14 protein-coding genes and 1 pseudogene are annotated in these 13,692 nt (G+C 72.9%); 10 read left to right on the forward strand and 5 right to left on the reverse strand.

What is annotated here, in order from left to right:
* Positions 1-83: 83 nt before the first annotated feature.
* Both E1212_RS21125 and E1212_RS30090 read right to left on the reverse strand, forming a co-directional pair.
* Positions 84-1,103 (reverse strand): DNA polymerase IV, encoded by a 1,020-nt coding sequence (locus tag E1212_RS21125; protein ID WP_203417060.1) that lies wholly within the window; start codon positions 1,101-1,103, stop codon positions 84-86.
* 31 nt (positions 1,104-1,134) lie between these two features.
* A complete protein-coding gene (locus tag E1212_RS30090; protein ID WP_203417061.1) occupies positions 1,135-1,989 on the reverse strand; it encodes a hypothetical protein in 855 nt (284 codons plus the stop codon).
* A 173-nt stretch (positions 1,990-2,162) separates the two neighbouring features.
* Between E1212_RS30090 and E1212_RS21130 the strand changes: the two genes are divergently transcribed.
* From E1212_RS21130 to E1212_RS21160, 7 genes are all read left to right on the forward strand, one after another.
* On the forward strand, positions 2,163-2,543 hold the full coding sequence (locus E1212_RS21130; RefSeq protein ID WP_131986108.1) for a VOC family protein: 381 nt from the start codon (positions 2,163-2,165) through the stop codon (positions 2,541-2,543).
* Positions 2,544-2,763: 220 nt separating this feature from the next.
* On the forward strand, positions 2,764-3,807 hold the full coding sequence (locus E1212_RS21135; RefSeq protein WP_131986110.1) for a LacI family DNA-binding transcriptional regulator: 1,044 nt from the start codon (positions 2,764-2,766) through the stop codon (positions 3,805-3,807).
* 29 nt (positions 3,808-3,836) lie between these two features.
* The gene (locus tag E1212_RS21140) at positions 3,837-5,138 is read left to right on the forward strand and encodes an extracellular solute-binding protein (protein WP_131986112.1); all 1,302 of its coding nucleotides are present in this window, start codon (positions 3,837-3,839) and stop codon (positions 5,136-5,138) included.
* Between the two features lie 13 nt (positions 5,139-5,151).
* A complete protein-coding gene (locus E1212_RS21145) occupies positions 5,152-6,105 on the forward strand; it encodes a carbohydrate ABC transporter permease (RefSeq protein ID WP_131986114.1) in 954 nt (317 codons plus the stop codon).
* Positions 6,102-6,935: a carbohydrate ABC transporter permease gene (locus E1212_RS21150; RefSeq protein WP_203417062.1), complete on the forward strand. Its 834-nt coding sequence runs from the start codon at positions 6,102-6,104 to the stop codon at positions 6,933-6,935. The genes E1212_RS21145 and E1212_RS21150 overlap by 4 nt, the downstream gene beginning before the upstream one ends.
* Before the next feature lie 2 nt (positions 6,936-6,937).
* Entirely contained in the window at positions 6,938-8,011 is a 1,074-nt protein-coding gene (locus E1212_RS21155) for a glycoside hydrolase family 130 protein (RefSeq protein WP_131986116.1), read from the forward strand.
* Positions 8,012-8,031: 20 nt separating this feature from the next.
* The gene (locus E1212_RS21160) at positions 8,032-10,035 is read left to right on the forward strand and encodes a hypothetical protein (protein WP_131986118.1); all 2,004 of its coding nucleotides are present in this window, start codon (positions 8,032-8,034) and stop codon (positions 10,033-10,035) included.
* A 3-nt stretch (positions 10,036-10,038) separates the two neighbouring features.
* On the opposite strand, the gene E1212_RS21165 is transcribed toward E1212_RS21160, so the two are convergent.
* A complete protein-coding gene (locus tag E1212_RS21165) occupies positions 10,039-10,269 on the reverse strand; it encodes a hypothetical protein (RefSeq protein WP_131986120.1) in 231 nt (76 codons plus the stop codon).
* A 229-nt stretch (positions 10,270-10,498) separates the two neighbouring features.
* Between E1212_RS21165 and E1212_RS21170 the strand changes: the two genes are divergently transcribed.
* From E1212_RS21170 to E1212_RS31185, 3 genes and pseudogenes are all read left to right on the forward strand, one after another.
* Positions 10,499-10,720 (forward strand): hypothetical protein, encoded by a 222-nt coding sequence (locus E1212_RS21170; protein ID WP_131986122.1) that lies wholly within the window; start codon positions 10,499-10,501, stop codon positions 10,718-10,720.
* Between the two features lie 5 nt (positions 10,721-10,725).
* Complete coding sequence (locus tag E1212_RS21175; RefSeq protein ID WP_131986124.1) at positions 10,726-11,151, forward strand: MmcQ/YjbR family DNA-binding protein; 426 nt, start codon at positions 10,726-10,728, stop codon at positions 11,149-11,151.
* A gap of 91 nt (positions 11,152-11,242) precedes the next feature.
* Positions 11,243-11,491 (forward strand): annotated as a pseudogene (locus E1212_RS31185) (TMEM175 family protein); the annotation flags it as partial.
* A gap of 285 nt (positions 11,492-11,776) precedes the next feature.
* On the opposite strand, the gene E1212_RS21185 reads toward E1212_RS31185, so the two are convergent.
* Complete coding sequence (locus E1212_RS21185) at positions 11,777-12,280, reverse strand: O-acetyl-ADP-ribose deacetylase (RefSeq protein WP_131986126.1); 504 nt, start codon at positions 12,278-12,280, stop codon at positions 11,777-11,779.
* An 11-nt stretch (positions 12,281-12,291) separates the two neighbouring features.
* Entirely contained in the window at positions 12,292-13,692 is a 1,401-nt protein-coding gene (gene argH / locus E1212_RS21190; RefSeq protein ID WP_238992430.1) for an argininosuccinate lyase, read from the reverse strand.

Below are 13,692 nucleotides of genomic sequence, written 5' to 3' on the forward strand. Positions count from 1 at the left end.
CTCCCACCCTGGCGCACATGGTCCTCTCCCCCGCCCTCGGAGTCCAGAGAATCCCGGGATATCGCGGTGCGCAGTCGCGGTACTCAGCCGCCGAACTCGGCCCGCACGCCCAGCAGCCGGACCGGCCGGCGGTCGGTGAACTGGTCGAGCGCGACCAGCGCGGCGGCGGCGATGGCGTCGGCGTCGCTGGTGGGCTCGGGCAGCTTGTGGCCGTGGGTGGAGGTGAAGAACGGCGCGTAGCGGACCTTGACGACGACGCGGACGGCCGGGCGCTCCTCGGCGACGACCTCGCGGGTGACGTCGTGGGCCAGCGCGACCACCTGAGCCTGGACCTCGGCCCAGTCGTCGAGGTTCTGCTGGAACGTCTTCTCCTTGCCGCGCGAGCGCGCCATCCAGGCCTCCCCGGTGACCCGTGCCGACGCGACGCCGCGGGCGATGCGCACCAGCCACGGCCCGATCGTGGGCCCGAACCGCGCGGCGACGGTGTCCGGATGCGTGGCCGCGAGGTCGTGGACGGTGTGGATGTTCATCTCGGCCAGCTTCTTCGCCGTCTTGGACCCGATGCCCCACAGTGCGTCGGTGGGGCGGTCGCCGAGCACGTCGAACCAGGTCGCGTAGGTCAGTGTGGCGACGCCGGCCGGCTTGCCGAACCCCGTGGCGAGCTTGGCCTGCAGCTTGTTCTCGCCGATGCCGACGGTGCACTCGAGCTCGGTGGCCTCGCGCACGCGCCGCTGGATGCGCCGGGCGGTGCCCTCGGGGTCGTCGTCGCCGGCGTCGACGAACGCCTCGTCCCAGCCGAGCACCTCGACCGTCCCGAACTCGCGCAGCGTGGCCATGACGTCGACGGACACCGCCTCGTACGCCTCTTTGTCCGACGGCAGGAAGATCGCGTCGGGGCAGCGTTTCAGTGCGGTGCGCATGGGCAGGCCGGAGTGGACGCCGAACGCGCGCGCCTCGTACGACGCGGTGGCGACCACGCCGCGCTTGGTGGGGTCGCCGTCGCCGCCGACGACCACCGGCTTGCCGCGCAACTCGGGACGGCGCAGCACCTCGACGGCAGCGATGAACTGGTCGAGGTCGACGTGCAGCACCCAGCGGGACACACGGCCATTCTGGCCGCTCGCACCGACAGCGTCAGGGCGCCTTGGTCTCCGGGGCGGGATCGTCGGTGGCGTCGCGCCACACCTCGCCCGGCGCACGCGTCTGTGCACCCCGGTCGGCGGCCTGGTCGGCGGCCTGGTCGGCGGCCTGGTCGGCGGCCTGGTCGGCACCCTCATCGACGACGGCGTCAGCCTGCGGCTCCGCTGGGCTCGCCTCCCTGGCCACCGCGCCGCCGTGGGCGTCGTACTCGACCTCGTCGGCAGGGCCGGCCCCGGTGCCGGCGCTGCCGGCGACGGGGAACCGCTCGGCGCCCGCGGAGTCGTCGGGCCGGGCCGGGGCGCCGCCGAGGAAGTCGCGGATGCGCTGCCCGTACGCCGCCGCCTTGGAGGGGTCGACGGGAAACGTGACGTCCTCGACCAGCCGCGCGACGGTGTCGCGGACCTTCGTGGTGCCGGCGTTGGTGGCGGCGCCGCCGAGGATGGAGCTGACCTGGTCCTGCACCGAGGTGAGGGTGTCGCCGACGAACTCGCGGATGCCGGAGTCGTGCACCGGGCAGCGCGGCAGCGCCGACCGCACCGGGCGGACCAGCCGCTGCCGCCGCCGCCAGGCGGGGTCGTGCAGGTAGGACTGGCCGTCGACGGCGTACCGGCAGATCAGCCCCCCGGTGGCCAGCGCCTCGAGGTCGTCGGCCATGGCCGACGTCGGGTGCTCGTCGAACCGCAGCGCCCACAGCCGCCCGTTGACCACGGCGGCGTTGTCGACCGCGCGGCCGTCGTCGTCGAGCACCGTCGGCAGATACGCCCAGGTGTACGCCGCGGCCAGCGGCAGCCGGGCCACCCGCTCGTCCTGGACGTCGCCCGGCTGGATGGTCCTGGGACTGTGCGCCATGGTCGGCTCCCTCGTCGCTCTCTTCTGCATGCACCTCGTGAGACTCGCCGCCGCTGGGACCTCGCGCTCGGCGCCCGGCCCGTCGGCTACCTCGAATCTACGTCAGCCGGACCCCGCGAACGGGTCTACGCTCGGCCCGTAGCGCACCCACGCCACCTGAGGGGGCGGTCATCGTGACCGGACACGTCGTGCACTTCGAGGTTCCCGCCGACGACCTCGACCGGGCCCGCGAGTTCTATCGCGCCGCGTTCGGCTGGGAGCTGACGCCGATGCCCGAGGTCGACTACACGATCGTCATGACGACGCCGGCCGACGACACCGGCCGGCCGAAGGAGCCCGGTGCCATCAACGGCGGCATGTTCACCCGCGACGACGCACGGCCGAGCCCCGTCATCACCCTCGACGTGCCCGACGTCGACGCCGCGCTGGCCACCGTCGAGCAACTCGGCGGCAGCACCGTCCTGCCGAAGACCGAGGTCATGGGCATGGGCTACGCGGCGTACTTCCGCGACACCGAGGGCAATGTCATGGGCCTCTGGCAGTCCGCCGGCTGACGGACCGGCCTCCCACCGAGCCGGCGTCGTCGCCGCCCGCGGCAGCGGCACGTCACCCGCGCCGACGCCGGACCGCGCCGACGCCGGACCGTGCGGACGCCGGAGCGCAGGGGGCGCAGCGACCGCCGCACCAGACCGGACCACCGTCCTTGCGGCGCCATCTAAACCGGTATAGGCTTGGTGGCTAAACCGGTTTAGAGCTCAGTGTCGAGGAGACCGTATGCCCACCGCCAGGCCCACCATCGCCGACGTCGCCCAGCGCGCCGGCGTCAGCAAGGGCCTGGTGTCGTTCGCGCTGAACGACCGGCCGGGAGTCTCGCCGCAGACCCGCGAGCGCATCCTCGAGGCCGCCCGCGAGCTGGGCTGGCAGCCGAACCTGCGCGCCCGCGCGCTCTCCGTCGACCGCGCGTTCGCGCTGGGCCTGGTCATCATGCGCGACCCCGAGATCATCACCGGCGACCCGTTCTACCCGTCGTTCATCGCCGGCGTGGAGCGCGAGCTCGCCTCGGCCGGGCAGGCCCTCGTGCTGAGCGTGGTCCCGGACGAGGCCGCCGAGCTGGCCGCCTACCGCAAGCTGGTCACCGACCGGCGGGTCGACGGCGTGTTCGTCACCGACCTGCGCCACGACGACGCCCGCATCGCGCTGGCCGCGGAGCTGGGCGTCCCCGCCGTCACGCTGGGCCACCCCGAGGCGCCGTCGCCGTTCCCGGCCGTCTCGATGGACGACCGCGCGGGCATCGCGGCCGCCGTCGACCACCTGGCCGGGCTCGGCCACCGCCGCATCGCGCACGTCGCCGGGCCCGACCGCATGCTGCACGGCAGCCGTCGCCGGCGGGCGTTCGAGGAGGCCATGGCCGCGGCCGGGCTGCCCGCGGGAATGGTCGTCGAGACCGAGTTCCGGGCCGTCGACGGCGCCCGCGCCACCCGCGACCTGCTCGCGCGCCCCGACCGCCCGACCGCGATCGTCTACGCGAACGACCCCATGGCCATCGCCGGGCTCGGCATCGCCCAGCGGGCCGGGCTGCGCGTCCCCCATGACCTGTCGATCACCGGCTTCGACGGCAGCGACGTCGGCGAGCACCTCTTCCCCTCCCTCAGCACCGTGGCCACCGACGCGGTCAGCTGGGGTGCCGTGGCCGCCCGGGTCCTGCTGCGGTCGATCGCCGGCGAGGAGCCCGGCGACACCGACCTGCCGCCCGCCCGCTTCGTGCCGCGTGAATCGACCGCACCTGTCACAGAACCCACCGACCGGACGGTCCCCTGACTGTCCGGTCCCCAGAGAAGGAGACGACCGTGCAACGACGCACCCGAGTCACCGCCGCCGTACTGACGGCGGCCGGGCTGCTCACCGCCGCCGCGTGTGGCGGCGACGACGAGACCTCCGGCGGAGGCGGCGGCGAGGACGGCGGCCGCGGCGACATCACCATCTGGTACTCCAATAACGAGGCCGAGGTGGCCTGGGGCGAGCAGATGGTCGAGGCGTGGAACGCCGAGCACCCCGACGAGCAGATCGAGGCGCAGGAGATCCCGGCCGGCGCCAGCAGCGAAGAGGTCATCGGCGCCGCCATCACCGCGGGCAACGCCCCCTGCCTCATCTTCAACACCGCCCCCGTGGCCGTGCCGGACTTCGAGCGCCAGGGCGGCCTGGTGTCGCTGTCGAGCTTCGACGACGGCGACAGCTACATCGAGGAGCGCAGCGGCGACATCGCCGAGCAGTACCAGTCCGCCGACGGCGAGTACTTCCAGCTGCCGTGGAAGTCGAACCCGGTGATGATCTTCTACAACAAGGACATGTTCGCCGCGGCCGGCCTCGACCCCGAGAACCCGCCGCTGGCCACGCATGACGAGTTCCTCGAGACCGCGCGCACGCTGGTGTCGTCCGGCGCCGCCCCGATGGCCATCTGGCCCTCGCCGACCAGCGAGTTCTTCCAGAACTGGTTCGATTTCTACCCGCTCTACGCGGCCGAGACGGGCGGCACGCCGCTGGTCGAGGACGGCTCGGCGACGTTCGCCGACGACGCCGGTCTCGAGGTCGCGGAGTTCTGGAAGACGCTCTACGACGAGGGTCTGGCCGGCCGCGAGGCCTACCAGGCCGACGCGTTCGCCGACGCCCAGGCCGCCATGGCCATCGTCGGCCCGTGGGCCATCAGCGTCTACGGCGAGAACGTGAACTGGGGCGCCGTGCCGATCCCGACCTCGGAGGGCAAGCCGGCCGAGGAGATCTACACGTTCAGCGACGCCAAGAACATCGGGCTCTACACGGCGTGCGAGAACCAGGCGACGGCGTGGGACGTGCTCAAGTTCGCCACCAGCGAGGAGCAGGACGGTCTGCTGCTGGAGACGACCGGCCAGATGCCGATGCGCCAGGACCTGCCCGGCACCTACCCGGACTACTTCGCCGCCAACCCGGCGTACGAGGCGTTCGGCGACCAGGCCGCTCGCACCGTCGAGGTCCCGAACATCCCGAACTCGGTCGCGGTGTGGCAGACGCTGCGCGACGCGTGGTCGCAGTCGGTGATCTTCGGCGAGGGCGACCTCCAAGAGGCCTTGCAGGGCGCCGCCGACGAGATCGACGGCCTGGCCGGCCAGTCCTGACGGGCGGACCGACATGACGGTCCTCGACTTTGACGCGCGGGCGGCGGACGGCGCACCGCCGCCGCCCGGGCGGCGCCGGGCGCGCCGCGGCGGCCTCCTCGGCAAGAACCCGGCCGGGTTGCTGTTCAGCGCCCCGTACCTCGTGTTCGTGGCGGTGGTGTTCGCGTTCCCGCTGGGCTTCGCGGTGTGGATCTCGTTCCACGACTACTTCTTCGCCGCGCCCGGCGCCGACGTCGCCCGCCCGTTCGTCGGGCTCGACAACTACACGTCCGTGCTGAGCGACCCGGCCGTCCGGCGCTCGTTCGTCAACATCGGCATCTTCCTGATCATCAACGTGCCGTTGACGGTCGGGCTCTCGCTGGTGCTGGCGACGCTGCTCAACCAGGTGGTCCGGGGCCGCACCTTCCTGCGGGTCGCGTTCTACGTCCCGTACGTGACGGCGTCGGTGGCGATCGTGGGCGTCTGGCTGTTCCTGTTCAACGGCAACGGGCTGGTCAACGAGATCCTCGGTCCGCTGGCGCCGGACCCGCCGTGGCTGATCAACTCGGCCTGGGCGATGCCGTCGATCGCGTTCTTCGTCACCTGGAAGCAGCTGGGGTTCTACATCCTGCTGTACCTCGCTGCGCTGCAGAACGTGCCGCGCGAGCTGTACGAGGCGGCCGCGACCGACGGCGCCGGCCGGCTGCGGACGTTCTGGTCGGTCACCGTTCCCGCGGTACGCCCGGCGACCGTGCTGGTGGTGCTGCTGTCCACCATCATCGGCGCCAATCTGTTCACGGAGCCGTACCTGCTGACCGGCGGCGGCGGGCCCAACGGCGCCTCGGCCTCGCCGGTGCTGATCATGTACCAGCGCGGCATCGAACAGGGCACGCCTGGTGTGGCCGCAGCCCTCGGCGTCGTCCTGGTGGTGCTGGTCCTGCTGGTCGCCTGGCTGCAGCGCCGCTTCGTCGGAGGTGATGAGTCGTGAGGCGCGGGGCTTCGTTCTGGCGCTACGTCGTGCTCGGCATCGGGGGGCTCGCGTTCCTGTTCCCCTTCTACTACATGATCGTCGGCTCGCTGCAGGAGTCGCCCGACCCGACCCCGGCGGGCGCCTTCCCGGACCCGTCCAACCTCACCCTGGACAACTACGTCGCCATCGACGAGCGCATCGACCTGCTGCAAGGGCTGCTGAACTCGGGCATCTTCACCGGTGGCGTGCTGCTCGGGACCGTGGTGTTCGGCGTCCTGGCCGGTTATGCGCTGGCCGTGCTGCACTGGCGCGGCCGCGGCGTCACGTTCGCGCTGGCGCTGCTGGTGCAGGTGGTGCCGTTCCAGCTGCTGATGATCCCGCTGTACGTCCTGATCGCCCGCGACTACGGTCTGGCCGACAGCTACCTGGGCATGATCCTGCCGTTCGCGATCAACTCGACGGCGGTCATCGTGTTCCGGCAGTACTTCCTGCAGTTGCCGCGCGAGCTGTTCGACTCGGCGGCCGTCGACGGCGCCGGCGAGCTGCGCACGCTGTGGAGCGTCGCGCTGCCGCTGGTCCGCCCGGTGGTGCTGACCGTCGTGCTGCTCACGTTCATCGGGCCGTGGAACGAGTTCCTGTGGCCGTTCCTCATCACGAAGGAACAGTCGATGCAGCCGCTGGCGGTCTCGCTGGCCAACTACATCAGCAACGTGGCGGCGTCGGCGGCCAACCCGTTCGGCGCGGTGCTGGCCGGCGCCGTCGTGCTGGCGGTTCCCGCCGTCGTCCTGTTCATCGTCTTCCAGCGCTACTTCAGAACCACGAACATCGGCTCCGGCGTGAAAGGCTGAGCATGACCGTCTCGACCCTGATCCCGTACACGCTGACCCGCCTGGGAGTCGTCATGACCCCGCGCGACGGCGACCCGAACGAGGCCGAGGGGGTGCTCAACCCGGCCTCCGGCCGCGACCCCGACGGCGTCCTCTACCTGCTCCCCCGGCTGGTCGCGGCGGGCAACGTCTCGCGCGTCGGCCTGGCCCGGGTGGTCATCGACGACGACGGCGTGCCCGTGGGCGTCGAGCGCGAGGGCGTCGTCCTCGAGCCGGACCGGGCGTGGGAGCGCGGCGCCTCGCACGGCGGCGTCGAGGACCCCAGGGTCACGTGGGTCGCCGCGCTCGGGCTGCACGTCATGACCTACGTCGCGTACGGGCCGCTGGGTCCGCGCACGGCGCTCGCGGTGTCGTCGGACCTGCGATCGTGGCGGCGGCTCGGCCCGGTGTTCTTCGAGTACGACGACGACCTCGACGTCGACCTCAACCTGTTCCACAACAAGGACACCGTGTTCTTCCCGACGCCGGTCATGTCGCCGGCCAGGGTCGAGAGCCTGGCCGTCCTGCACCGGCCGATGTGGGACCTCGGCGAGATCCGGCCCGGCCAGGGCGTCGTGCTGCCGCGCGGCGTCACCGACGATCGGCACAGCATCTGGATCTCCTACGTGCCGCTGACGGACGTGCTGGAGGACGTGCGCACCCTGGTGCGCTGGCGCGAGCACCGGTTCCTCGCCGGCCCGGAGTACGCGTTCGAGGAGCTGAAGATCGGCGGCGGCCCGGCGCCGCTGCGGGTCCCCGAGGGATGGCTGCTGCTGCACCACGGCGTCACCGGTGTGCTCGCGTCCGGCATCGCCCAGCAGCAGCGGGTCAACTACGCCGCCGGCGCCCTGCTGCTCGACGCCGACGACCCGTCGACGGTGCTCGCCCGCACGCCGGAGCCGCTGCTGGCGCCGGAGACCGACGACGAGCGCAGCGGCATCGTGCCCAACGTCGTCTTCCCGACCGCCATCGAGGAGATCAACGGCGCGCACTACGTCTTCTACGGCATGGCCGACAGCAAGATCGGCGTCGCCCGGCTGGACCGCACGAACACCTGACCTGGAAGGGAGCCGTCTCGATGAGGAGACCGCTGATCGGATGGACGGCGACACTGGCCGCTCTGCTGCTCGGATCCGGAGGCCTCGTCGCCACGGCGGCGCCGCAGGCCGACACCGTCGGGCCGCTGGCCAACACCGCGCACCTGGACTTCCTGCTCGACGAGGCGACCCCGGCGCCGGTCGACGGGCACACGACGTACCGGCTGGCCGAGGAACCGGCGCTGACGTTCCCGTGGACGTACGCCGACGCGCGTCCGGGCGGGACGTTCGAGCGGATCGGCGGCGGGTCGCTCGACCCGGCGACCGGGCACTGGTCGCAGGGCGCCTACAACGCCGACGACGTGTCCCGCGCGGCCGTCGTCTACCTGCGGCACTGGCGGCAGACCGGGTCGCCGGCCAGCCGTGAGCACGCCTACGAGCTGCTGCGGTCGCTGGCCTACCTGCAGACGTCGAGCGGCCCGAACGCCGGCAACGTCGTGCTGTGGATCCAGCCCGACGGCGTGCTGAACCCGAGCGCCGAGCCGGTCGAGCTGCCCGACCCGTCCGACTCCGGGCCGAGCTACTGGCTGGCGCGGACGATCTGGGCGTTCGGCGAGGGGTATGCGGCGTTCGCCGGCGTCGATGCGGAGTTCGCGGCGTTCCTGCAGGAGCGGCTCGGACTGGCCGTCGACGCCGTCGAGCGGCAGGTGCTGACGCGATACGGCGACTACACCGTCGCCGACGGGCTGCGGGTGCCCTCGTGGCTGATCGTCGACGGCGCCGACGCGACGGCCGAGGCGGTGCTGGGGCTGGCGGCCTACGTCGGGGCCGCGCCGTCGGATGCCCGAGCGCGCGACGCGCTGCGGAAGCTGGCCGAGGGCGTCGCCGCGATGGGCGGCGGCGACGCCGGCTCGTGGCCGTACGGCGCGATCCTGCCGTGGGCGCAGTCGCGGTCGATCTGGCACGCGTGGGGATCGCAGATGCCGGCGTCGCTGGCCGCCGCGTCGACGGCGCTGGGGTCGCCGGAGCTGGTGGCGCCGGCCGTCGTCGACTCGGCCCGGTTCGTGCCGGTGCTGCTCACGGCGGGCGGCGCCGACAACGGCTGGCTGCCCACGCCGACTGAGCGCGTGCAGATCGCCTACGGCGTCGACTCGCGGCTGCAGTCGCTGCTGGCGGTGTCGGCGGCGACCGAGCGGCCGGCGTTCGACGAGCTCGCGGGGCTGACGGCGAGCTGGTACTTCGGGACGAACCCGTCCGGCGAGCCGATGTACGACCCGGCGACCGGCGTGACCTTCGACGGCGTGGCGGCCGACGGGACGATCAACCGCAACAGCGGCGCCGAGAGCACCATCCACGGGCAGCTGTCGATGCTCGCGCTGGACGCGGCGCCGGCGGCGGTGAGGTCGCTGGCGCTGGGGCTGACGTCGGTCGAGGCGCGCGACGGGCTGCGGCTGGTCGAGGCCGAGGCGGCGACGTCGACGACGGGGACCGTGCGGGCGCCGTCAGCGGCGTGGACGGGCGAGTCACTGTGGAGCGGGTCGCTGCTCGCGCTGGAACCCGGCCAGACGGCGACGTTCGACCTGGGCGCGTCGGAGGGCGCGCGGCTGGTGGAGCCGGTGTCGTGGCTGCCGCTGCGCGGCGATGCGCGGACGGCGTGGACGGCGGACGGACGCGGGCTCGGCTCGCTGCGGCATCGTGCCGGCTCGCAAGGGCTGACCGCGGTGCCGGGCGTCCTGCTGCCGCAACCGCTGCGCCGCGCGCTGCCGGCGGGGACGTCGTCGGTCTCGGTGACGGCGTCGCGGGACACGGTCGAGCTGGACGCGCTGCTGGTCCGCCCCGAGGTCTCGCGCCTCGAGCTGGCCGGCGACGGCGGGGCCCGGGCGGAGCTGCTGCACTCCGCGGCATCCTCGCCCCGGCGCATCCCCGTGGACGGCCCGGGCACGGTGCGGGTCTACGACGCGACCGGCCGCGAGATCGCCTCGGCCGGCGCCCCGGCGACGATCACCCTGCGCCCCGGCGGCTTCGCGGTGGTCTCGACCGGCTGAGCGTCAGAGGACGGCTCCGCGCGGGGCGACCTCGAGGGCGGCCACGCCCCGCGCGAACACCACCACCAGCCGGTCGCCGTGCCGGGCGCGGAGTACGCCGTCGTCGTGCGAGAGCGCGGCGATGGCGTGCTCGACCAGCTCGTCCTCGCTCACGTCGGGCTCGTCGACGATGACGTCCACGTGCGCGCCGCCGATGAACTTGACCCGCAGAACCGCCGTCGTCGAGCCCACCATGAGTGCTCCCTTGCCGGGGAGCCCGGTCGGCCCCGCATTGCTCACCCTACGCCGGTCCGATCATGTGCGATGCTGCCTCGCGCCAGAGCGCGGCTCCGCAACACCGCCCGGCGTCGCGGACGGTCAGCCGCAGGTCGGTCCGGGCCGCCTCGGCCTCGCGGCTCGGGTCGCCGGCCGCCGGCGCCGGATCCGCCGGAGCGGCCCGGCCGGCGACCGGCCCGTCACCAGCATGACGGCGAGAGCGGCGACCAGCACGGCGACCGTCCCCGCGCCCGGCCGCGAGCTGCCGCCGTCGTCGATGCCGGGACCGCCGGGCGGGTGGTCGCCATGGGGTTCGGCGGTGGCGATCGCGGCCTATGCGCCCCTGGTGCTGTGGGCGCCGCTGCTCACCGTCGTGGTGGCCGACCATCGCCGTCGCCGCCTGAGCCGCGAGCTGTCGGCACTACGCTGACGCTCATGGTGGACGACGGCGACCGGCCCGCGACCGTCGCCGACGTGCACGAGTTCGCACTCGCGATGCCGCACGTCACCGTCGTGCCGTTGAACAACGGCAATCCCGTCTACCAGGTGGGCGGCAAGTCGTTCGTGTTCTTCCGCAACCCGCGCCCCGACGCCGTCGACCCCGAGTCCGGCGAGCGTTATGACGACGTCATCGTGCTGTGGGTGGAGTCCGAGGCGGAGAAGGAGGCACTGGTCCAGGACCCGCGCACGCCGTACTTCACCACGCCGCACTTCGCCCGGCACCTCTCGGTGCTGGTCCGCGCGAGCCGGCTGGGCGAGCTGACCCGCGCCGAGCTGGCCGAGCAGATCCAGGACGCCTGGATGTCGCGCGCCTCGAGGGCCCGGGTGACGGCCTGGCTGCGCGACCATCGGCCGGGCTGAGGCCCTTCACCGCATCTCCCAGTGCGAGCACAATCCGGGTGTGCGCGGTGAGGAGCCGCCGGCTCGCCCACCACGACACCGCACTGCGCGCATGAGGGCGGTCTGCGACGGTGTGTTCGCGATCGCCGTCACCCTGCTGGTCCTCGAGATCGCCGTCCCCGACGAGTCGGCGGAGGACCTGCTCGGTGCACTCGGCGACCAGTGGCCGTCCTACCTGGGCTATGTGGTGAGCTTCGCGACGATCGGCGCGGTCTGGTTCGTCCACACCGTCGTCTCCGAGCACCTGGGCCACACGACCTTGGTGTTCGAGCGGCTCAACCTGCTGCTGCTCATGGTGGTGTCACTGCTTCCGTTCTCGACCGGAGTGGTGGCCGAGCACATCGGGGAACCGGTGGCCACCACGGTGCACGGGCTCAACCTGTTCCTCGCCGCGGCGCTGCTCTCGGTCCTGTGGCGGTATGCGGTGCACGACGGCCTCGTCCGGGCCGATGTGCCCGCCGCCGACGCTGGACGGCGGTGGCCGACCTGGGGTGATCGACGGGTCGCGGGCCTGGCGCGGTCGGCTGCCCAAGGCCTTCTCCCTGCCGGCACGCTGCGATGTTCTCTGCCCGCGGCGGGACCCCGGTCACGTCGCGAGGGCGGCGGTGAGCAGGTCGTGGGTGGCGCGGTCGAAGGCGACCAGCCGGATCAGCTCGACCCGCGTGTCAGCCGACCGGACGGTGTCGACGGCGATGCGGGCGGCATGGTCGGGCGGGTAGCCGAAGACGCCGGTCGAGATGGCCGGGAACGCGACCGACCGCGCTCCCAAGGAGTCCGCCACCTCCAGCGACCGGCGGTAGCACGAGGCCAGCGTTGCCGCCTCGTCGGCGACTCCCCCGCGCCACACGGGGCCGACGGTGTGAATGACGTGGCGTATGGGCGGGTCGAGGTCGAACGCGGGCGTCGCCACCGCATCACCGGGCGGGCACGGCGCCAGCGCCGCTCCGGCCGCTTCGAGCCGCGGTCCCGCGGCCCGGTGGATGGCGCCGTCGACCCCGCCACCGCCGCGCAGCGACGGGTTGGCCGCGTTGACGATCGCGTCGACGTCCTCGCGGGTGATGTCGCCCTGGACGACCTCGATCAGCGCCATACCCAGCGAACCTAGCCCCAGCTGCGGCCTGCTGCCACGGCCGCCCGCACCGCCTCCAACTGCTCGGCCACCCGCTCCGGCGCCGTCCCGCCGCGCGCCGAACGCGAGGCCAACGACCCCGCCACCGACAGCACCGACCGCACCCCAGGCGTCAGCGACGGCGAGATGGCGGCCAGATCGTCGTCGGTCAGCTCCCACAGCTCCAGACCGCGCGACTCGCACACCCGCACGCACGCCCCGGCGGTCTCGTGTGCCGACCGGAACGGCACGCCCTCGCGGACCAGCCACTCCGCGACGTCGGTGGCGAGCGAGAATCCCTGCGGCGCCAGCTCCTCCAGCCGCGACGGATGGAACCGCAGCGTCGCCACCAGCCCGGTGAATGCGGGCAGCAGGACGCTCAGCGTGTCGACGGAGTCGAAGACCGGCTCCTTGTCCTCCTGCAGGTCGCGGTTGTAGGCGAGCGGCAGCGCCTTGAGCGTCGCCAGCAGCCCGGCGAGGTTGCCGACCAGCCGGCCGGCCTTGCCGCGGGCCAGTTCGGCGATGTCGGGATTCTTCTTCTGCGGCATGATCGACGAGCCGGTCGACCAGGCGTCGTCGAGGGTGACGAACGAGAACTCCTTCGTCGCCCACAGGATGATCTCCTCGGCCAGCCGCGACACGTCGATGCCGATCATCGCGAAGACGAATGCGGCCTCGGCCACGAAGTCGCGCGACGCCGTCCCGTCGATCGAGTTCTCCACCGACGTCGAGAACCCCAGCCGAGCCGCGACGAACAGCGGGTCGAGCCCCAGCGACGACCCGGCCAGGGCACCGGCGCCGTACGGCGACTCGTCCGTGCGCCGATCCCAGTCGCGCAGCCGGTCGACGTCGCGCAACAGCGCCCACGCGTGCGCCAGCAGGTGGTGCGAGAGCAGGACGGGCTGGGCGTGCTGCAGGTGCGTGCGTCCGGGCATCGCGACCCCGAACTGCGCGTCAGCCTGCGCGACCAGCGCGTCGACCACGTCGAGGACCAGCCCGGACACCGTCCGCGCGGACTCGCGCAGGTACATCCGGAACAGCGTCGCCACCTGGTCGTTGCGCGACCGGCCGGCCCGCAGCTTCCCGCCCAGCTCGGACCCGACGCGGTCGATCAGGCCGCGCTCCAGCGCGGTGTGCACGTCCTCGTCACCCTCCGCCGGGACGAACGAACCCGACGCCACGTCGGTCGCCAGCCGGTCCAGGCCGGCCACCATCCCGGCCAGCTCGTCAGCCGTCAGCAGCCCGGCCTGGTACAGCACCGTCGCGTGCGCCTTCGAGCCGGCGATGTCGTACGGCGCCAGCCGCCAGTCGAAGTGCGTCGACTTCGACAGCGCGGCCAGCGCGTCCGACGGACCGCCCTCGAACCGGCCGCCCCACAGTGCACTGCTGCTCAC

Source organism: Jiangella ureilytica, assembly GCF_004348545.1.
GTDB classification, from domain to species: domain Bacteria; phylum Actinomycetota; class Actinomycetes; order Jiangellales; family Jiangellaceae; genus Jiangella; species Jiangella ureilytica.